Source organism: Haloferax larsenii (assembly GCF_024730625.1).
GTDB classification, from domain to species: domain Archaea; phylum Halobacteriota; class Halobacteria; order Halobacteriales; family Haloferacaceae; genus Haloferax; species Haloferax larsenii.
This window is the reverse complement of sequence record NZ_CP078063.1, coordinates 2,271,495-2,290,750: the sequence shown is the minus strand read 5'-3', so window position 1 is coordinate 2,290,750 and position 19,256 is coordinate 2,271,495. Positions and strand designations below refer to the sequence as shown.

Annotated in this window: 16 protein-coding genes; 7 read left to right on the top strand and 9 right to left on the bottom strand. The window is 63.4% G+C overall.

What is annotated here, in order from left to right; genetic code table 11:
• Positions 1 to 2 precede the first annotated feature (2 nt).
• On the top strand, positions 3 to 2,531 hold the full coding sequence (locus KU306_RS11935) for an efflux RND transporter permease subunit (RefSeq protein ID WP_258302035.1): 2,529 nt from the start codon (positions 3 to 5) through the stop codon (positions 2,529 to 2,531).
• A gap of 60 nt (positions 2,532 to 2,591) precedes the next feature.
• On the opposite strand, the gene KU306_RS11930 is transcribed toward KU306_RS11935, so the two are convergent.
• The 7 genes from KU306_RS11930 to KU306_RS11900 all read right to left on the bottom strand — a co-directional run bounded on the left by KU306_RS11930 (position 2,592) and on the right by KU306_RS11900 (position 8,268).
• Complete coding sequence (locus tag KU306_RS11930; RefSeq protein ID WP_007539987.1) at positions 2,592 to 3,314, bottom strand: ABC transporter ATP-binding protein; 723 nt, start codon at positions 3,312 to 3,314, stop codon at positions 2,592 to 2,594.
• Between the two features lie 54 nt (positions 3,315 to 3,368).
• Positions 3,369 to 4,124: an ABC transporter ATP-binding protein gene (locus KU306_RS11925; protein WP_049918584.1), complete on the bottom strand. Its 756-nt coding sequence runs from the start codon at positions 4,122 to 4,124 to the stop codon at positions 3,369 to 3,371.
• Positions 4,121 to 5,158: a branched-chain amino acid ABC transporter permease gene (locus KU306_RS11920; protein WP_258302034.1), complete on the bottom strand. Its 1,038-nt coding sequence runs from the start codon at positions 5,156 to 5,158 to the stop codon at positions 4,121 to 4,123. Before KU306_RS11920 ends, KU306_RS11925 begins: the two co-directional genes overlap by 4 nt.
• Before the next feature lie 34 nt (positions 5,159 to 5,192).
• A complete protein-coding gene (locus tag KU306_RS11915) occupies positions 5,193 to 6,077 on the bottom strand; it encodes a branched-chain amino acid ABC transporter permease (protein WP_007539981.1) in 885 nt (294 codons plus the stop codon).
• Positions 6,078 to 6,098: 21 nt separating this feature from the next.
• Complete coding sequence (locus KU306_RS11910; protein WP_007539979.1) at positions 6,099 to 7,478, bottom strand: ABC transporter substrate-binding protein; 1,380 nt, start codon at positions 7,476 to 7,478, stop codon at positions 6,099 to 6,101.
• Between the two features lie 206 nt (positions 7,479 to 7,684).
• On the bottom strand, positions 7,685 to 7,927 hold the full coding sequence (locus KU306_RS11905) for a DUF8132 family protein (RefSeq protein WP_258302033.1): 243 nt from the start codon (positions 7,925 to 7,927) through the stop codon (positions 7,685 to 7,687).
• 56 nt (positions 7,928 to 7,983) lie between these two features.
• Positions 7,984 to 8,268 carry an acylphosphatase gene (locus tag KU306_RS11900; RefSeq protein ID WP_049918583.1) on the bottom strand — a complete coding sequence of 95 codons (285 nt, stop codon included), beginning with the start codon at positions 8,266 to 8,268 and terminating at the stop codon, positions 7,984 to 7,986.
• Between the two features lie 135 nt (positions 8,269 to 8,403).
• Here KU306_RS11900 and KU306_RS11895 point away from each other — a divergent pair, with 135 nt between their 5' ends.
• From KU306_RS11895 to KU306_RS11870, 6 genes are all read left to right on the top strand, one after another.
• A complete protein-coding gene (locus KU306_RS11895) occupies positions 8,404 to 9,765 on the top strand; it encodes a phosphopentomutase/phosphoglucosamine mutase (RefSeq protein WP_258302032.1) in 1,362 nt (453 codons plus the stop codon).
• A 191-nt stretch (positions 9,766 to 9,956) separates the two neighbouring features.
• Complete coding sequence (locus KU306_RS11890) at positions 9,957 to 11,087, top strand: BMP family lipoprotein (RefSeq protein ID WP_007539971.1); 1,131 nt, start codon at positions 9,957 to 9,959, stop codon at positions 11,085 to 11,087.
• Between the two features lie 213 nt (positions 11,088 to 11,300).
• Positions 11,301 to 12,869 (top strand): ABC transporter ATP-binding protein, encoded by a 1,569-nt coding sequence (locus tag KU306_RS11885; RefSeq protein ID WP_007539969.1) that lies wholly within the window; start codon positions 11,301 to 11,303, stop codon positions 12,867 to 12,869.
• Positions 12,866 to 14,131, top strand: a complete 1,266-nt coding sequence (locus KU306_RS11880; protein WP_258302031.1) for an ABC transporter permease — start codon at positions 12,866 to 12,868, stop codon at positions 14,129 to 14,131. Before KU306_RS11885 ends, KU306_RS11880 begins: the two co-directional genes overlap by 4 nt.
• A complete protein-coding gene (locus KU306_RS11875) occupies positions 14,128 to 15,231 on the top strand; it encodes an ABC transporter permease (RefSeq protein WP_258302030.1) in 1,104 nt (367 codons plus the stop codon). The genes KU306_RS11880 and KU306_RS11875 overlap by 4 nt, the downstream gene beginning before the upstream one ends.
• Before the next feature lie 105 nt (positions 15,232 to 15,336).
• Positions 15,337 to 16,752 (top strand): geranylgeranyl reductase family protein, encoded by a 1,416-nt coding sequence (locus KU306_RS11870; protein WP_258302029.1) that lies wholly within the window; start codon positions 15,337 to 15,339, stop codon positions 16,750 to 16,752.
• Here KU306_RS11870 and KU306_RS11865 read toward each other — a convergent pair.
• Together KU306_RS11865 and KU306_RS11860 are read right to left on the bottom strand one after the other, a co-directional pair.
• The gene (locus tag KU306_RS11865; protein ID WP_074792482.1) at positions 16,727 to 17,785 is read right to left on the bottom strand and encodes a sensor histidine kinase; all 1,059 of its coding nucleotides are present in this window, start codon (positions 17,783 to 17,785) and stop codon (positions 16,727 to 16,729) included. The two genes, KU306_RS11870 and KU306_RS11865, sit on opposite strands and share 26 nt — an antisense overlap.
• 69 nt (positions 17,786 to 17,854) lie before the next feature.
• A complete protein-coding gene (locus tag KU306_RS11860; protein WP_258302028.1) occupies positions 17,855 to 19,147 on the bottom strand; it encodes an amidohydrolase in 1,293 nt (430 codons plus the stop codon).
• Between the last annotated feature and the right edge of the window lie 109 nt (positions 19,148 to 19,256).

The window sequence follows — 19,256 nt, the reverse complement described above, 5'->3', positions numbered from 1 at the left end:
CGATGTCCCGATTGGACTCGGTGTCTCGATTCGACTTTCAGCGGTTCGTCGACTGGGTCGATTACCGCATCGTCAATCGCTCTCGGCGCGTTATCCTCGTCTTTCTCGCCTTGACGCTCGTCTTCGGGGCTGGCCTGAGCGCCGTCGAGACGGAAGCAGGAACTGAACAGTTCGCCGAGGAAGTTCCCGAAGAAGAGGCCTTCTCGCGCATCAGCGAGGAGTTCTCACCGAGTTTCGCCGAGTCCACTGGGAGCACGCAACTCATCCAACGCGCACCGAACGTCCTGACGAGGCGCGAACTCCTTCGAATGCTCGAAGCGCAGAAGCGACTGGCAGACCGTGACGACCTCCGCGTGAGTTCGACCGCGAGTGCAGCGTCTGTCGTCGCACAGACGCTCGACGAGGACGCCGATACACTCGACGCACAGATAACTGCCGTCGAACGGGCGACAGACAGGGACGTCGCCGCCGCGGTCAGCGCGAACGCGAACAACCCCCGATTCATCGGGCTTCTCGCCGACGACTTCAACCCGACCGGCGCTTCGTCGACGGCGACTATCGCCGTCATCACTCACTCGCTCCCGAAGGACGAAGCCGCCAGTGCAGGACAGGGCGGCGAGAGTCAACTGACGCCGATTCAGCGCAAAGCACAGCGCATCGTCGCCACCGTCGGCGGCGACATCTCGGTGTTCGGAACCGGCGTCATCGCCGACGAGTTCAGCACGGTCATCGTGGACTCGCTCATCATCGTCGTGCCCGCGGCAGTCCTGTTTATCGTCCTCTTTCTCGTCGTCGCCTACCGCGACCTCGTGGACCTGCTGTTAGGGACTGCTGCGCTCGGGATGGCTCTCGTCTGGACCTTCGGGTTCCTCGGCCTCGCGGGCATCCCGTTCAACCAGATTATGATTGCCGTGCCGCCGCTCTTGTTGGCGGTCGGCATCGATTTCGGGATTCACGCGGTGAATCGCTATCGCGAAGACCGCGCCGAGGGCCACGACGTCGGCGAGGCCATGCGCAAAGCGACCGACCAACTCCTCGTCGCGTTCTTCATCGTCACCGGAACCACGGTCATCGGCTTTCTCTCGAACCTCGTGAGCAACCTCACGCCGATTCGTGATTTCGGCGTGGTCGCGGCTATCGGTATCATCTTCACGTTCTTCGTCTTCGGCGTCTTCCTCCCCGCCGCGAAGGTCGAAATCGACCGTCTCCGCCAGCGATACCCGATTCCGACGTTCAGCCAGTCCCCCCTCGGGCGCGAGGGGAGTTCACTCGGGTCGGCGCTCCGAGTCGGCATCGGCCCTGCACTCCGCGCGCCTGTAGTCGTCCTCGTCGCCGCACTGCTTCTCTCCAGCGGCGCGATGTGGTACGCAACCGGCGTCGGCACCGAGTTCGGCCAGGAAGACTTTCTGCCGCCCGCGGAGGCACCAGCCTACCTGAAGGCGCTACCCGAACCGTTCGCACCCGGTGACTACAGTGTCGTCGCCGACATCGAGTTCCTCGAAGACCGCTTTACGTCCTCCCAAAGCGGCGTCGTGACGATATTCTTGGAGGGTAGGATGACAGACGGCGCGTTCCTCGAAGAACTCGACCGAGTCGCACAGGACCCGCCGGACACGTTCCTCGTCGAGAACCGCCGGGCGGAATCGACGAGCATTCTGACCGTCCTGCAGGCTGAGGCGGCCAGAAACGAGGACTTCGCGACAGTCGTCGCGCGCCACGATACCGACGGCGACGGCATCCCCGACCGTGAGTTAGAGACGGTGTACGATGCGCTGCTCGCCACCGAGTCGGGCGAACAGGCTGCCAACTATCTCGCCGACGACTACCGGAGCGCCCGCGTAGATTACCGCGTCAAAGCCGACGCAGATGACGATACGGTCGTCGCCGACGCTCGCACCATAGCCGACCGGTTCCGAACCACGAGCACTGCGACGGGGACAGTCGTCGTCTTCACGGCCATCTCGGACCTCATCCTCGACTCGGCGATTCAGAGCCTCGCCATCTCTCTCGCCGGCACGGGTGCGTTCCTCATCTTCGTCTACTGGTGGCTCGAAGGCCGACCCTCGCTGGCGCTCGCCAATCTCGTGCCCATCTTGGTCGCCGTCACGTCGGTCGCCGGGACAATGCGACTGGTTGGAATCTCGTTCAACGCCTTCACCGCGACGGTTCTGGCGTTGACTATCGGCCTCGGCGTCGATTACTCGGTCCACGTCGTCCACCGCTTCATCGACGAGCGCGCAGAGAACGACCTCCGGACGGCGCTCGACCGAACTGTTCGCGGAACCGGCGGCGCACTCGCGGGCAGCATGCTCACGACCGTCTTCGGACTCGGCGTGCTCGTCCTCGCAGTCCTCTCGGTCCTCGGGCAGTTCGGGCTTCTCACTGCGGCGAGCATCGTCTACTCGTTCCTCGCGTCGGTGCTCGTCCTCCCGTCGGCACTCGTCGTCTGGGACAGATTCAGCGGCAACGACCCGATGGTCCCACTCGGCGCACTGGAGATGGACGTCGGTCCCACGCCGGGCGACGATTGAAGTCAGAGAGACGGGGAGAATGCCTAGAGATGAGGGGAACCGAGGAGAACACCCACGGCTTCAGCCGGTGGGAGAATCTCCCCCACCCAAAAACTGCTTTCGGACCTCGGGGTCGTTCAGCAGCGCGTCGCCCTCGTCTGTGTATCGGTTTTCGCCCTGTGTAAGCACGTAGCCCCGGTCACAGCGACGAAGGGCGGTCTTCGCGTTCTGCTCGACGATGACCACCGTGACTCCGCGGTCGTTGACCGCGTCGATATGGTCGAACACGGTGTCGACGAGGTCCGGGGCCAGTCCCGCGGATGGTTCATCCAGCAACAGCACGGGTGGGTCCGGGATTAGTGCCCGCGCCATCGCAAGCATCTGTTGTTGGCCCCCGGAGAGGTTGCCGGCCCGCTGGTCCAAGCGCTCTGCGAGGATGGGGAACTGTTCGACGACCGCTTCCTGCCGGTCGTCCGGGAGACCGCCGAGCAGATAGCCACCTATCTTGAGATTCTCCTCGACGGTCAGTGTCGGGAAGATGTTCTCCGTCTGTGGGACGTATCCGAGTCCGCGCTCGATTCTCGTTTGGGGTTCCAAGCCCGTGATATCCTCGCCGTCAAACCGAATTTCCCCACCCATGTGCGTGGCCAACCCGACGACGGCTTTCATCACCGTCGACTTCCCGGCCCCGTTGGGGCCGACGATTGCAACGTACTCGCCTTCGGTGACGTGGAGGTCGACTCCGAATAGTACCTGCAGGTCGCCGTATCCTGCGTCCAGTTCAGTGACCTCAAGCAGGCTCATCGGCCTCGCCTCTGTATCGGCCCCGGTCGGCTGGTTGCCCTGTTCTCTGTGAATTCAGTTACCCAGATAGGCATCGATTACCTCCTCGTTGCTCGTGATTTCCGCCGGCGTACCGGTCGCCAAGACGCGCCCATCGGTCAGCACAATCAGGCGGTCGACGAGGTCGGTGAGCGTCTCTAGTTCGTGCTCGATGATGAGAAGCGAGAGTCCGTCGTCGTTGAGCGATTCGAGGTGGGCGACGAGTTCTGTCGTGAGCGTTGGATTGACTCCCGCAAACGGTTCGTCGAGCATGAGCATCGTCGGGTCGAGCATCAACGCCCGCGCCAGTTCCAGCAGTTTCCGCTGCCCACCTGAGAGGGTACCAGCGTACTCGTCAGCCTTCGAACGAATGTCGAACACGTCGAGTAGTTCCATCGCTCGCTTTCGCGCCTCTCGCTCGCGTTGCTGGCTCGCCTCCGACCGCGTGATGGCATGCCAGGCCCGTTCGCCGGGATGAGCAGGTGTCGGTAGCAACACATTCGCTTCGACGGTCATCGTCGACAGTTCTCGCGTTTGCTGGAACGTCCTAACCAGCCCACTCCGTGCGAGTTCGTACGCGGGGACGTTAGTCACGTCCTCGCCGTCGAAGGTGACGGTGCCAGCGTCGCTGGCGAGGACGCCGGAAATGCAGTTGAACGTCGTCGTCTTTCCGGCACCGTTCGGACCAATCATCCCGACGATTTCTCCGGGCTCGATTTCGAAGGTGACGTCGTCGACTGCGACGAGACTGCCGAACGAGCGGTGAAGCCCATCGACTTCCAAAAGCGTCACGAGTCGGCCTCCAGTTCCTCGGCGGTTCCCCAGATTCCCTCGGGGCGATACTTGACGACGAGCATCAACAGCAGTCCCACAAGAACGAGGCGAATCGAAGCGAACTGGTCCTGTGTGACGAACGGAAGCAGGTCGTTGAGAAAGCGGGTGAACAACTGAAAGCCCATGATGAGCGCGAGTCCGCCGAGCACGCCGCGGTCGCTGCCAGCGCCGCCGACGAGCATGCCTATCCAGACGATGACCGTGACGTCGATAGTGAAAAAGCTCGCCGAGGCAGCGCCGTTGTAGAAGACGAGGAGCGCGCCAGCTAGCCCCCCGATAGCTGCCCCGTAGATGAAGACGACGAGTTTGTACCTGAACACCCGCTTGCCGAGCGTTTCAGTCACCTGTTCATCGGCCCTGATGGCTCTGAGAACACGCCCGTAGGGCGACGCTGACAGCCGATGGAACACGCCGTAGGCGAGGAGGCAAACCGAGCCGAGGACGACGATTGTTGCGAATAGCTCTGCGCCGCCGCCACCACCGGTCATGTCGGCTATCGGTCGCGGAACGTTCTGCAGTCCGATCGAACCGCCGGTGACGTCGCGGAACGTGATGGTCAGCCCGTGAATGATTTCGGCTACCGCAAGCGTAACGATTGCGAGGAAGTCGTCCCGGAGTTTAAGCGTCGAGAAGCCGAGTAAGACGCCGAGTGCGACCGCGGCGAGGACCCCGGCGACGAGGCCGACTGGCCACGCGAAGCCGAGTCCGACAGCTCTGTAGGGGTCGTTCGCAGTCAGTATCGCAGCGGCGTACCCGCCGACGGCGAAGAAGGCGACGGGTCCGAAGTTGACGAGTCCCGTGTGGCCGAATTGGAGGTTTAGTCCGATGAGTATCAGCGCATACAACAGAAAGAGGACGGCGAGTTCGAGGAAGACGAACGTTCCGCTCGGCGGCCTGATAAAAACCGGGCTGTAGAGGAAGATAACTGAGGCGACGAACAACACGAGACCGGCGCGAGTCGCGTCGATTTCGGGGAGTTCGAAGCGGCTCATTGGCGCACCTCTGTGTCGACGACGGACTGCAACGTCATGACGTCCGCACCTCCGTGTTGGCGATGCCACCGGGACGGACCAGAAGGACCACGATGAGGATGGCAAAGGCCATGGTCGAACTGAGCGCCACGATGTCGGCTGGCAAGAAGGCCACGGAGACGGCGATGCCGACCCCCAGCAGATACGAACCGGCGACCGCTCCGTACGGACTTCCGGCACCACCGAGGATGGCAGCCGTGATTATCAACAACAGTTGGCCGAATCCGACGCTGGGATTCGCAGACTGTGAGACCGCAAGCATGACACCGGCCACGCCCGCCAGCCCGGAGGCTGCGAGCCAGACCGCGTTCCGAATCTGCCGTGTATCGATGCCGGAGACGAGTGCGAGACGCTCGTTGTCGGCGGTTGCACGCATCGAAATCCCGACCATCGTTCGACTGAGAAACAGGTGTAAGACGAGCACCGCGAAGAGCGTCACCCCGATGATGAACAATTGATTGCTCGTCACGAAGAAGCCGAGGTCGTCGAAGCGATAGGTCGTGACGGCAACCGGTACGTTCCGGCGGTCGGGCCCTGCAATCGCTCGCATGCCGTTCCGGAGCACGAGCCCCAGACCGATAGACATCAAAAGCAGCGGCACCGCGCCGGCGTCGTTCATCGGCTCGAAGGTGAGTCGTGCGATGGCCCATCCGGTGACGGCGGCGACGAGGAGCGCGACGAGGAGCGCAACCGGGAGGGACACCCCACCGAACACGACGGCGAGGTAGCCGACGAACGCCCCGATAGTGATGAACTCCCCGTGGGCGAAGTTAATCATGTTGACGAGCCCGTACACCAGGGTGAACCCGATGGCACCCAGCGCGATGTACGACCCGATGACGAGTCCGAAGATGAGTTCTTGTGCAAGAGGGAGTGCCATAATCGAGGAACCAACCCGCAGTCAGTAGTCGTCGATTTCGGCCTGCAGCTTGTCGGCCCCGATGGTGAACTCGTTCTCGAAGCCGTCGGGAGTGACCCTATCAACTGCGACGTCTCCCCAGACGTTCCCGTGCGGGGTGAAATCGACGTTCGTGACCGCGCCCTCGTAGTTGATTTCTTCGCCGTTGTCGAGCGCCTCTTTGCCCTCGGCGAACGTCGTGACGGTCGTCCCACCTCCTCGGGCGACATCGCCGAGGCTCCGCTGGATGGCGTCGTGCGAAGCCTCACCGGCGTGGTGGATGGCGAGTGCGATGACGTTCGTGGCGTCGTAGGCGGCGACTCCCCACGGGTGGAGGCTGGCATCACCCGCGTCGCGGAACTTCGGGAGGAAACTCTCGAAATTCGGGCCCTCTGTGCTCCCGGCCGCAATCCACGCTCCTTCGGCGACGTCCCCAACTGCGTCGATGAGGCCAGGGTCCCGCAGGCCGTCTTCCATCAGAAGCTGTCTGCCGTACCCTCCTTCGTCCCAGTTACGGATGATTGTAGTTGCATCTTCGAGAGCAAAGGAGAGTGCCCACGCCTCGAAGTCGTTCTCGAACAGTCTGTCGAGTTGGCTCTGATAGGAGGACTGCCCGCCCTGCGCCGAGACGACCTCGACGACCTCTCCACCGAGGCTCTCGTACCAGTTGACGAACTGCCTCGTCCACCCCTCTTCGCCCGCAGACGTGGCGCTGAGGATACCCATCTGTTCGATTCCGGCTTCGTCAATCATCGCTTCCGCCGCCCCGGAAGTGTGGACGGTGTCGCCGATGACAGTTCGCCAGAGCCACTCATCGTCACCGAGGTCGTCCGTTCCCTTGTCCCCGCCCCGAGTGTCGAGGAACGTCGTCCCCGGCCACGGCGTGACGACCGGGACTTGCTGTTCCTGGAGGAAGTCCCACAGCGGAACGATTTCGCTGGAGAACAGCCCGTTTATCGCGTGGACTTCGTCGCTATCGACCAACTGCCTGACGACCTGTCGGGCCTGCTGTGGGTCGACTGCCGTGTCGCGTCGTTGTACTTCGAGCGTCGCGTCGAGTGGTCCACCTGCCTCGTTGATTTCCTGCACCGCGAGGTCCGTCGACTGCGACACTGCCGGCTGGAGGAAGTCCCACTGTCCGGTCAGCGACGCCGGCTGACCGATGACGACGCGCTCGGGTCCTGCCATCTCTGTGGTCGTGCCAGCGGTAGTGTCCCCGTCAGTTGGCTCGTCGGTGGGAGTCCCACCATTCCCGTCACCGTTCCCGTTCCCCTCGGTTCCGACACAGCCAGCGAGCCCAGCGGTGAGAACTGAGCATGCCCCCGTCTTTTTCAGGAACGTTCGTCGGTCAGTTCTGTTCGCAGCGTCGACACTTCCACCCATGACATTTGTCATTAGTGCACACAGGGTATAGTTATTCGGTGAAATAGCCACTATCTGGGCCGGTAGCGGCGTTTCTTGCACTATACTCGCAGCTTGGTGTTGCACTCCCCAATGACAAACGAAGCGACAACCCAAGTCAGGAGATGTTCAAGGAAGCCAGTGACTGCTGTCTATCGACCTGTGAACGTCCTGTCTCGATTAGACTCTCAGGCGGCCACGCCACCGATACCGAACAGCCGCGTCGTCCCCCACGACAACACGACGATGCCGACCACGAAGGCGGCGAGTGCGCCCATCATCGGGAACGGGTCGAGCGTCGGGCCGCCGAGAAACGGCCCTTGGATGATGAGAAATGCGGTGCCAATCGAGAGACCAAGCCCGATTCCACAGACGACGGTGAAGAACAGTTGTATCACGCCGATTCCACGGGTGTCGCTCCGGAAGCTCATGCGGCCACGTCTGCGAGGTGGCCGCTTGAATAATTTGGCCGATTCGTTGACGTGAGCTACCGCTCGACGGTGAATCCGGTCTCGCCTTGCGGTTCTTCGTAGGTCACGTCCACGTCGGAGACGCTGGCCATCGGACTCCCGTCGTGACACCACCGAACCATCTCTTCGACGTCGTCGCGCGGCCCCTCGAAGACGGCTTCGACGCGGCCGTCGGAGAGGTTCTTCACCCAGCCGTCGACGCCGAGGTCGCGGGCGGTGTCTCGGGTCGTCGCTCGGTAGTACACGCCTTGGACGTGACCTGAGACGTACACGTGTGCGCGGGTACGCGAACTCTCGCTCATGAGCGGTGCTTCGACGGCCGACACAAAAGGCGTGGCGTCTACGCGGTCGCGCTTCAGCTATCCCAACCGTGCCTGCACCTCGCACGCGCCTCCCGAATCGTCAGCATCTAAGTGCGGCCCACACCACGCTGGAGTATGGAACTCTTCGGTACTGCCGGGATTCGCGGCAGCGTGACGACGCGAGTCACACCGGAACTCGCTCTCGACGTCGGTCGCGCCGCCGGCCGAGCCGCACTCGAATCGGACGCCACCGCCGAGTTCGTCGTCGGCCGTGACGGCCGGACGAGTGGGGAAAGTCTCGCCGCCGCAGTCGAGGCGGGTCTCCTCTCTGCCGGTGCGGATGTCGTCCGTGTTGGCGTCGTCCCGACACCGGCGCTCGCATACGCCTCCCAAGGTCGACGCGGCGTCATGTTGACCGCCTCGCACAACCCGCCGACCGACAACGGAATCAAGATGTTCGTCGACGGCGAGGAGTACGACCGCGACCTCGAACGCGACATCGAAACCCGCGTCGAAGCCGGTGTCACCGCCGCCGACTGGGACGAGTGGGGGAAAAGCGGCGCTGCCGACGTGCTCGACGACTACCGCGACGCCATCGTCGATTTCGCACGGGACCACGGGTCAGACCTCGACGGTCTCAACGTCGCTGTCGACTGCGGCAACGGAATGTCCGCACTCGGGACGCCACAGGTGCTCCGTGACCTCGGTGCACACGTCGTCACGCTGAACGCGCAAATCGACGGGCACTTCCCCGGTCGCGAGTCGAAGCCGACGCCCGAGACGCTGTCTGACCTCCGTGCGTTCGTCGCCGACGGCGACTTCGACTTCGGCATCGGGCACGACGGCGACTCCGACCGCATCGTCATCATCGACGGCGAGGGCGACGTGGTCCACGAAGACACGGTCGTCGCCATCGTCGCGGCGCACTACGTCCGCGTGAGTGACGCTGAAGACCCGGTCGTCGTCACGACGCCGAACGCCTCGGGCCGCATCGACGAACGCGTCCGCGAAGCCGGTGGTCGCGTCGAGCGCGTCCGACTCGGTGCGCTCCACGAGGGAATCGCAAGCGCCCGCGCCGACGGCGGTGACGTGGTCTTCGCGGCCGAACCGTGGAAGCACATCCACCCGGCGTTCGGCGGCTGGATAGACGGCGTCGTCTCCGCCGCGCTCGTCGCGCGACTCGTCGCCGAGTCGGGTCTCGATGGCCTGCGCGAGCCGGTGACGGAGCGCCCCTACCGGAAAGTGAGCGTCTCCTGCCCGGACGAGAAGAAGGCAGTCGCGATGGCTGCCCTCGAAACGTCACTCCCCGAGGCGCTGTCGCCGGAGTCGGTCGATACCGAGTACGGTGTTCGCCTCGAATTCGACGACGCGTCGTGGACGCTGGTTCGACCGTCGGGCACGGAGCCGTACATCCGCGTCTACGCCGAAGCCGACGACGTCGACGCGCTCGTCGAGTCGGTGACTGCCGTGGTCGAAGACGAAATCGCAAACGCCTGAGCGGTCACGGGTCCCTCAGCCACCACCGAGTAGTCGAGGCCAATCTCGGGCTGACTAAATCGCGTGACGGTGGCACAAACGAGGCTCTAGTTTTGCCGAATTTGTAAGCGAGGAGGCTTGTATCCTCTGAATACCGAAACGACACCTTTATGCAATTTTCACGGCCCCTGTATCAATAGGAGACAATAGTCATGGACAGACGCTCTTTTGTCAAAGCGGCAGGGGTCGCGGGTATCGCCGGCCTCGCAGGGTGTACAGGCGGCCCGTCCGAGGGTAGCGAACAGACGACCACCGAGCAGTCCGGTGGCAACGGTGGCGACGAGACGACGGCCACCGAGCAGCCGACCGAGGAGTCCGGTCCCGCAGCCAACGTGGGGATGGTCTACGCACTCGGCGGTCTCGGCGACAAGTCGTTCAACGACGCGGCCAAGCGCGGTATCGAACAGGCGAAGTCCGAACTGGGCATCGCCTACGAGGAAGCACAGCCGTCTGCGGCCGAGGAGTTCCCGCAGTTCCAGCGCCGCTTCGCGCAGTCGTCGAGTCCGAACTACGACCTCGTGTCGTGTATCGGCTTCGCGCAGAAGTCTGCGCTCTCCGAGACGGCACCGAACTTCCCGGACCAGAACTTCATGATCGTCGACGACGAAGTCGACGAACCGAACGTTGCGAGTTACAAGTTCCGCGAAGAGCAGGGTTCGTTCCAGGTCGGCTACATGGCCGGTCTGCTCACGACGCAGGAGTTCTCCGCGGGTGCTGGCGCGACGACGACCGGCGAGAAGCGCGTTGGCTTCGTCGGTGGTGTCGACGCACCGCTCATCCGCAAGTTCCAGGCTGGCTACGAGGCCGGTGTGAAGCACGCTGACGAGGAAATCACCATCGACACCGCGTACGCTGGTTCGTTCTCCGACTCCGCGAAGGGGAAGGAAATCGCCACGTCGATGTACGACAAGGGTGCGGACATCGTCTACCACGCTGCTGGTGGGACCGGTCTCGGTGTCTTCCAGGCGGCGAAGGAACAGGGCAAGTTCGCTATCGGTGTCGACTCCGACCAGTCGAAGACCGAGTCGAACTACGCCGACGTCATCCTCGCATCGATGGTCAAGCGCGTCGAGACGCCCGTGTTCGCCTCCGTCGAAAACGTCGTCAACGGCGAGTTCAACGGTGGGTCGACCACGACGCTCGGACTCGAAGAGGACGGCGTCGCCGCCGTCTTCGGTGCCCAACTCGGCTCCGAGATTCCGCAGGACGTCAAGGATTCGCTCACGGAGTCCCGTGAGTCCATCATCGCCGGCGACATCGAAGTCCCGACGACGACCGAGTAACTCCGTCACCGAACCTGTCGTTTTTTTGATACTGTCGTCGAGCGACGCAACAACCAGACACTATTGCCGCTTTCATATTTCAATAAATTGGTAATTCACGACTGGTGAATATTCCAAATCGCCCAAGAAGCGCCTCGATACACCGTGTGGAGGTGTCCCGCGGCGAATCGAATCCCACGAGTTTAAGCAAACCCCCCCGAAAAAGTGTGCAAGATGAGCACCGCTGTTCATCTCGACGAAATCACCAAACGGTTCCCCGGCGTCGTAGCGAACGACGACGTGGACCTGACCGTCGAGCGCGGCACGGTGCACGCACTTCTGGGTGAAAACGGGGCCGGCAAGACGACGCTGATGAACATCCTCTACGGGCTCTATGAACCCACAGAGGGGACCGTCTACGTCGACGGTGAACCGCGGGACTTCGACTCCCCAGCGGACGCCATCGAGGCGGGCGTCGGGATGATTCACCAGCACTTCATGCTGGTCGACCCCATGACTGTCGCCGAGAACATCGTCCTCGGCAACGAGCCGCGGAAATGGTTCGGGACGACGGTCGACCGGGAGCGCGCGCGCCAAGAGGTCATCGACCTCTCGCAACGATACGGATTCGACGTGAACCCCGACGACACCATCGAGGACGTGAGTGTCGGCGTTCAACAGCGCGTCGAGATTCTGAAAGCACTCTATCGTGGGGCAGAGATTCTGATTCTGGACGAACCCACCGCGGTCCTCACGCCACAGGAAGTCGAAGAGCTATTCGAAGTCTTCGAGGAACTGACGGCGCAGGGCAAGACGATTATCTTCATCAGCCACAAACTCGGCGAAGCGATGCACGCCGCCGACGACATCACCGTCCTCCGCGACGGGAAGAACGTGGGAACGGTGAAGGCGGACGAGACCTCCAACGAGGAACTCGCCGAACTGATGGTCGGCCGCGAGGTCCTCCTCGAACCCAAGAGCGCCCACCGAGAACCGGGCAAACAGGTCCTCTCGGTCGAGAACGTCCACGCCGACGACAACCGCGGTATCGAAGCGGTCTCCGACGTGTCGTTCGACATCCGCGAGGGTGAGGTGTTCGGTATCGCGGGCGTCGACGGTAACGGGCAGTCGCAACTCGTCGAGACGATTACCGGGCTTCGCGAACCCACGTCGGGGCAGATTACCTACAAGGGCCGCGACATCACACGCGCATCCCGTCGCTCCCGTATCGAAGACGGGATGGCGTACATCCCCGAGGACCGCCACGAACGCGGCCTCGTGATGGACTTCGACCTCGTCCAGAACGGCATCCTCGGCAGCCAGCACAGTTCGAAGTTCTCGTCCGGTGGGTCTATCGACTGGTCTACCGCGCGCGGACACGCAGAACGAATCATCTCCGAGTACGACGTGCGGCCGCCACACGCGGACGCCGACGCCGAGTCGTTCTCGGGCGGCAACCAGCAGAAGTTCATCGTCGGACGTGAGTTCGAACGCGAACCGGATTTCGTCGTCGCAACCCACCCGACCCGCGGCGTGGACATCGGGGCGATGGAGTTCATCCACGAACGACTGTTGGACCTGCGACAGCAGGGCAAGGCGGTCCTTCTCATCTCCTCGAAACTCGACGAGGTGCAGGGACTTTCGGACCGCCTCGGCGTCATGCACGACGGCGAACTCATGGACATCGTCGACCCACGAAACACGACGGAAGAAGAGATTGGCCTCCTGATGGCCGGGGAGCGCCCCGGGTGGTCGGACACCGAGATAGACACCGCAAACCCATCGGTTGGTGACGCGCAATGAGTGCCGGAAACGGCGCAAAGTCCGTCCTCCGTCGCCTCGTGAATGCCTCGACCGTCGAACGTATTCTCATCAGTTTCGCGGCGCTCTTCATGGCCGTCGTCGTCGGCGCGGTCATCGTTCTCATCTCCGGCCGGGTCGCCACGTGCCAGACCGCGGCGGCGACCTTCTTCGGTCTCGGCTTCTGTTACGACCCTGTCGAAGTGTATCTCGTGTTGTTCAACGGCGCACTCGGTGGGCCGTTCCTCTTGGACGCTCCCGGACTGTTCAACCCGAACTGGAACCCGCTGAACTTCGGATTCGCGCTCACGCTCAAGGAGACGACGCTCCTCATCTTCACCGGCCTCTCGGTCGCTGTCGCCTTCCGCGCGGGGCTGTTCAACATCGGGACGCAGGGACAACTCATCCTCGGCGCGCTCGCGACGGCGCTGTTCGCGTTCTTCGTCGCGCCGTTCCTCCCGGCGGGAATCCTCGGTGGCCTCATCCTGATTCCGCTTGCAATCCTCGTCGGCGCGCTCGTCGGCGGCCTCTACGGCGCGATTCCGGGCGCACTGAAAGCCTACGCGGACGCGAACGAGGTCATCACGACCATCATGCTGAACTTCATCGCCGCACAGGTGGCGTTCGTCCTCGTCAGCGAGTTCTTCCGCAACCCCGACTCGCAAGTCGTCGAGACGACGCCGCTTCCCGACTGGGGGACGTTGCTTCCGGTCGCATTCCCCAAGGGCGGTGACTTCTCGCTTCTCGCGCTCGCATTCGGTCTCGCCTTGGTCGTTGCTGTCTGGTATCTACTCGAACGGACGTCGTTCGGCTACGACTTGCGGACGAGCGGTGAACAGCCAGAGGCAGCCGAGTACGGTGGTGTCGATGCCAAGCGCACGACCGTCACCAGTATGTTCCTCTCCGGTGCCCTCGGTGGTATCGGCGGGGCTATCTGGGTTCTCATGGTCATGGGCAAGTGGCAAGCCGGTGTCCCGTCGCTCGGTTTCGACGGCATCACCGTCACCATCCTCGCGGGCAACAACCCGTTCGGTATCGTCCCGGCGGCGCTCCTGTTCGGGACGCTCAAGTCCGGGTCGCTCGCCGTGCAGTTCGGGACGGGCGTCCCGAAGCAACTCGTCGGGGTCCTTCGCGGCCTCATCATCCTTTTCGTCGCCATGCCGGAGTTCTTCCGCATGATTGGGTCGAGCATCAACCTCGAAACCGACGACGACGCCGTGGCGACCGACGGCGGCCGCAGTCTCCTCGGAGGTGACGACGAATGAGCACGACTACCATCGACCAACTCCGTGACACGGAACTGTCGTATCGGATGCTCTTGGCTGCCGGGGCTATCGCGGTGTTCTCGTTCATCGCATTCTTCGGCCTCGTGTTCCCCGAGAGTATCTGGGCAGACCTGCTGGGCATCCTCATCAGTCGCAGTACGCTCTCGTCGGCGCTGCGACTCGCGGTGCCCATTACGTTCGCCGCGCTCGGCGGTATCTTCGCCGAGAAGGCCGGCGTCATCAACATCGGACTGGAAGGCCTGCTCATCATCTCGGCCTTTACGGCAGTCATCACGACGGCCGTCATCGGCCCCGGTGTGACTATCCTCGGTCTCCCGGCAATCTGGGTCGGCTTCTTCGCGGGCGTGCTCGCATCGCTCGTGTTCTCCCTCATCTTCGCCGTGGTCTGCATTCGGTTCAAGGCGGACCAAATCATCGCCGGACTCGCCGTCTGGCTCATCGCCCTCGGTCTCGCACCGTTCGCGGCGACGGTCTACTACGGCGGCGTCAACACCGACAACGTGGGGACGACGCTCGGAACGTGGACGATTCCCGTCCTCTCGGACATCCCGTTCTTCGGCGCGCTCTTCGACGCTGGCCCGGCGGTGTACATGATGCTCGTCGCGGTTCCGGCGTCGTGGTTCGTGCTGAACCGCACGGCGTTCGGTCGTCACATCCGCGCGTCCGGTGAGAACCCGAAGGCGCTCGACACCGTGGGTGTCGACGTGAGTCGCGTCCGCTACGCGGGCGTGCTCCTCTCCGGGTTCCTCTCCGGTATCGGCGGGTCGGCGCTGTCGCTCGGTCTCGGCCAGTTCATCGGGAACAACCAGACGATGGTCAACGGCAAGGGGTTCATCGCCATCGTCGCGTACCTCTTCGGGAACTACAACCCGCTCGGCGCGTTCGGCGCGTCGTTCCTCTTCGCCGGACTGGAGGCCGTCCAGATTCGCCTCCAGCAGGTCCCGGGATATGCGATTCCCGACTCGCTCATCCAGACGATTCCGTACATCACGGTTATCGTCATCCTCGCACTCGTCGGCCGCACTCGCATCCCACAGGCCGCCGGGGAACACTACGACACGGGCGAAGACAACCGCTAACGTTCGGTCGTCGTCCGATTTTCTCGCCCCGTTCGGTGTTTCGTTTTCTGTAGAAGGACAGATTGGGAGTAAAGAGTTTTCTGCCCACGATATGGAGGTGATACCATGTCCACAGACGAGAACGAAACCGCCGAGGACTCCTCGGCGAACCCACGGACAGAGTCCGTGGATGTGGTGGTCGTCGGCGCGGGAACCTCCGGTTGCTACGCCGCTGCGACCATCGCCAACGCGGGCTACGACGTCGCCGTCGTCGAGCGAAAGTCCGCCGAGGAAGCAGGACACATCGCGTGCGGTGACGCTCTGAAAGGCGCAGACGCCTTCCCCGACGCGATTCCGAAGTCGCAAATCGAACCCGCGTTCACGAACACCGAGGTCGACCACGGTCGGTTCGAGATTCCACAGGAAGACACGGTCCTCGACATTCCCGTTCCCGGTGAACTCGCGGTCATCGACCGCTGGGAGTACGGCCGTCTCATCATCGAGGGGGCAGACGAGGCCGGTGCCGAGTTCCACTACGACACCGTCGTACAGGACGTCACACAGGACGACGACGGCGTCGTGACCGGCATCCGAGCCAAGCACGACGGCGAGGTCGTCGAGTACGACGCCGACATCGTCATCGACGGTGCGGGCGCGCTCTCGCTCCTCCAAGACAAGGTCGACTTCTCGGACGCGACGTTCGACACGAACGTCTCGTACTCGCAGTTCTGTTCTGCCTACCGCGAAGTCGTCGAGGTTCCCGAACCCGTCGAGTGGTCCGACGCGCTGGTGTTCAAACCGGCCGACGTCGCCGCCGGCTACGTCTGGTACTTCCCGCGCACCGAGACCGAAATCAACGCCGGACTGGGCTTCCAGATGACAGAAGAGCCGATGAAGCTCGTCGACGACCTGAAGAAGGACCTGCGCGCCCGTCCCGAGTTCGAGGGCGCGGAAGTCGTCGACAAACTCGGCGCGGCACTGCCGACCCGCCGCCCCTACGACTCGGCCACCGCACCGGGCTATATGGCAGTCGGTGACGCCGCAGCACACGTCAACCCGACGACCGGCGGTGGTATCGCCGGCGCGGCCTACGCCGGAGCCTACGCTGGCGAGCAAGCCATCGTCGCGCTCGAAGACGACGACGTGTCCGAAGAGACGCTCTGGCGGTACAACCAGCGCGTCATGGACCACTTCGGCGGTCGCTACGCCAGTCTCGACGTGTACAACATCCTCTCGACGGCCGTCGACGTGGACGACCTGATGGGTCTCATCGCCTCGCTACCCGGCGAGAACCTGGCCGAAGCGCTCTACTCGGGGACGACCTCGTTTAGCCCGGCGCTCCTCCTCCAGACCGCCGTGTCGAGTTACGGCCACTGGGGCCAGATTTGGAACTTCTTCAAGGTGAAGCGACTCGCCGACGAACTGATGGCCCACTACGACCGCTACCCGACGCGGCCGAGTGCGCTCGCTGGCTGGCAGGACGAACGCGACCGCATCATGGACGAAATCTACGAAGTCACTGGCGCGGACCCGAAGTACTGAGTTCGGTCGCGAGCGTCACGTTCCGGAACTCGAATCGCGCGCCACCGCTTTCTGCGGCCGTCGCCTCGACGGACCAGCCGTGGGCTTCCGCGACGCCCGAGACGATTGCCAAGCCGAGACCCGTCCCGTCGGGGTTGTTCGAGTAACCGGATTCGAAGATTCGGTCGCGCTCTTCCGGCGGGATGCCCGGCCCGTCGTCTTCGACGAAAAAGCCGTCTTCGAGCGGGCCGACGCGAACTTGCACGTCCGGGCCGCCGTGGTCCAGCGCGTTCCGAAAGAGGTTCTCGAAGACGGCGGTGAGTCGCCCGGGGTCCGCTTGGAGGTCCACGTCGGCCTCGACGGTGAGTGCGGCGGCGTCGAGATTCGTGTTCGCGACGGCGTCTGCAGCGACCGTCGCCAGGCCGACAGGCTCGGTGTTACCCACTGCCTCACCGCTTCGTGCGAGTTGCAGCACGTCTTCGATGAGCGATTCCATTCGGTCGTGTGCGTCTGCGACCGTCGAGAGGTGTTCGGTGCCGTGACCGTCGCGGGCGAGTTCGAGGCGCATCTGTGCGACGTTCAGGGGGTTGCGTAGGTCGTGGCTCACCACCGACGCAAACTGGTCGAGTCGCTCGTTTCGGCGTTCGAGGTCCGCTTCGTAGGCGCGTTTTCGCTCGACCCAGCGGTACGTCCCGAGGACCAGCGCGCCCGCGCCGAGGAGGAGTGCGCCATCTTCGAAGACGAGGGCGAACGCGTCGGGTTGTGTGACCACTTCGTCGAGGGCGTCGGTCACGGCGTACACGCCGATGAGGACGGTTCCCGCGTAGAGTGGTCGCCAGACGGTCTGAATGTCTCTGATTGTCGTGAGGACGAACGAGCAGATGAGGGGAAGCGGGACCAACAGAATCTCGACCGCGAACCGAAGCCACGAGGTGTCTGCCGTGCCGGGAAAGACCACGACCTGCAGCGTAGCCGCCCCGGCGACGACGCCGACGGCGAGAGCGGCGGGACGAAGGTCGGCGTCTGCGAGCAGTTCACCTCGGCGGGCACCCATCGCTGCCGGCTATGCACGGGGGGGACAAATAACCGCTGGCGGTCCGTTCGTCACGCCGCCGGTGAATTATCAGGCTGACTGCGGGTCCGTGGCCGCGATTTGCTCGATACTCCCCGAGAGAACGTCGATAGCGATACGAATCGTCTCTTCGTCGACGTCGAAGGTACGGGTGTGGTGGCCGCCCGGATGGTCGGTGCCGACGCCGACGTAGGCCGCGAGGCCGCCGTTGTCTTGGACGTGTTGCATGAGGTAGGTCGCGTCCTCGCTGCCGCCGAGGTCGTCGCTGTCGAGGATGGAGTCGACGCCCTCGACACTCTCGCTCACCGACCGGACGAGCGTCGTGAGTTCCTCGTCGCTTCGGGCGCTGGGTGCTTTGCCCTCGACACCGATGTCGACCTCGCAGTCGTACATCGCGGCGGCCGATTCGATGACGGTGTGGGCGCGGTCTTCCATGTACTCCATGAGTTCGGTCGTCTCACCACGAACCTCGCCCTCGATGAAGGATTCTTCGGCGACGATGTTCGTCGCAGTGCCGCCGCCCATCAAGCCGACGTTGACGCGAGTCGCGCCGTCGGAGTGGCGAGAGATGCCGTAGAGGTTCTGTGTTGCCGCGGCCGCGGCGAGATTGGCGTTCTTCCCCTCCTCTGGTTTCGCGCCCGCGTGGGCTGGCGCGCCGGTGAAGTCAGCGCGGAAGTGTGAGACGGCGAGGAAGCCATCGACACCGCAGACGACCTCTCCGGTCGGGTGGTCGAGGCCGACGTGGACCGCGAGGAGGGCGTCCACGTCGTCGAGGTGGCCGCCCTGTACGACTGCCTTTCCGCCTGCGACCCGTTCCTCGCTCGGTTGGAAGAACACCTTGAGCGTTCCCTCGAAGTCGGAGTCGAGGACGGCGTCGAGGACGCCGAGACCGATTGTCGCGTGCGCGTCGTGCCCGCAGGCGTGCATGAACCCCTCGTTCTCGGAGCGGAACCCTTCGGCCGTCGGCAGATGTGTCTCCTCGTCGGACTCGGTGATTGGGAGCGCGTCGATGTCGACACGCAAGCCGACTGTCGGTCCCTCGCCGCGTTCGAAGACGGCCAATGCGCCGGTGTAGCCGCCGGTGAGGCGTTCGAGGATATCTTCGCGGGCACCGGCCGCACGCGCACGCTCGAACCACGTGTCGAGTTCGTCGTCGTCGGGGACGGCCATTCGCTCCTCGGTGCCGAGAATTTCCGGGCCGACGTAGAGCGCGTCGAGGTCGCGCGTCTCTAACTCGTCGACGATACGAGCGGTCGTGTAGAACTCTCGCCACGCGGGTTCGGGATGTTGGTGGAGGTCGCGCCGGAACGCGATGAGGTCGTCCATCGTCGCTTGGTGACTCATACCCCGACTCACTCCCCGGACGGAGATAAACGCTCTCGACCGCTGGTAAAATTAACCTGAAAGGAAAGTATGACGCAAAATTCAAATACGAGACAGATAGTTAGAGGAA

What these genes read in the sequence shown, in the direction of transcription:
- KU306_RS11935 (WP_258302035.1), top strand. Translation starts at nt 3, where the DNA reads ATGTCCCGATTGGACTCGGTGTCTCGATTCGACTTTCAGCGGTTCGTC.
- KU306_RS11930 (WP_007539987.1), bottom strand. Translation starts at nt 3,314, where the DNA reads ATGAGCCTGCTTGAGGTCACTGAACTGGACGCAGGATACGGCGACCTG.
- KU306_RS11920 (WP_258302034.1), bottom strand. Translation starts at nt 5,158, where the DNA reads ATGAGCCGCTTCGAACTCCCCGAAATCGACGCGACTCGCGCCGGTCTC.
- KU306_RS11915 (WP_007539981.1), bottom strand. Translation starts at nt 6,077, where the DNA reads ATGGCACTCCCTCTTGCACAAGAACTCATCTTCGGACTCGTCATCGGG.
- KU306_RS11910 (WP_007539979.1), bottom strand. Translation starts at nt 7,478, where the DNA reads ATGGGTGGAAGTGTCGACGCTGCGAACAGAACTGACCGACGAACGTTC.
- KU306_RS11905 (WP_258302033.1), bottom strand. Translation starts at nt 7,927, where the DNA reads ATGAGCTTCCGGAGCGACACCCGTGGAATCGGCGTGATACAACTGTTC.
- KU306_RS11900 (WP_049918583.1), bottom strand. Translation starts at nt 8,268, where the DNA reads ATGAGCGAGAGTTCGCGTACCCGCGCACACGTGTACGTCTCAGGTCAC.
- KU306_RS11895 (WP_258302032.1), top strand. Translation starts at nt 8,404, where the DNA reads ATGGAACTCTTCGGTACTGCCGGGATTCGCGGCAGCGTGACGACGCGA.
- KU306_RS11890 (WP_007539971.1), top strand. Translation starts at nt 9,957, where the DNA reads ATGGACAGACGCTCTTTTGTCAAAGCGGCAGGGGTCGCGGGTATCGCC.
- KU306_RS11885 (WP_007539969.1), top strand. Translation starts at nt 11,301, where the DNA reads ATGAGCACCGCTGTTCATCTCGACGAAATCACCAAACGGTTCCCCGGC.
- KU306_RS11880 (WP_258302031.1), top strand. Translation starts at nt 12,866, where the DNA reads ATGAGTGCCGGAAACGGCGCAAAGTCCGTCCTCCGTCGCCTCGTGAAT.
- KU306_RS11875 (WP_258302030.1), top strand. Translation starts at nt 14,128, where the DNA reads ATGAGCACGACTACCATCGACCAACTCCGTGACACGGAACTGTCGTAT.
- KU306_RS11870 (WP_258302029.1), top strand. Translation starts at nt 15,337, where the DNA reads ATGTCCACAGACGAGAACGAAACCGCCGAGGACTCCTCGGCGAACCCA.
- KU306_RS11865 (WP_074792482.1), bottom strand. Translation starts at nt 17,785, where the DNA reads ATGGGTGCCCGCCGAGGTGAACTGCTCGCAGACGCCGACCTTCGTCCC.
- KU306_RS11860 (WP_258302028.1), bottom strand. Translation starts at nt 19,147, where the DNA reads ATGAGTCACCAAGCGACGATGGACGACCTCATCGCGTTCCGGCGCGAC.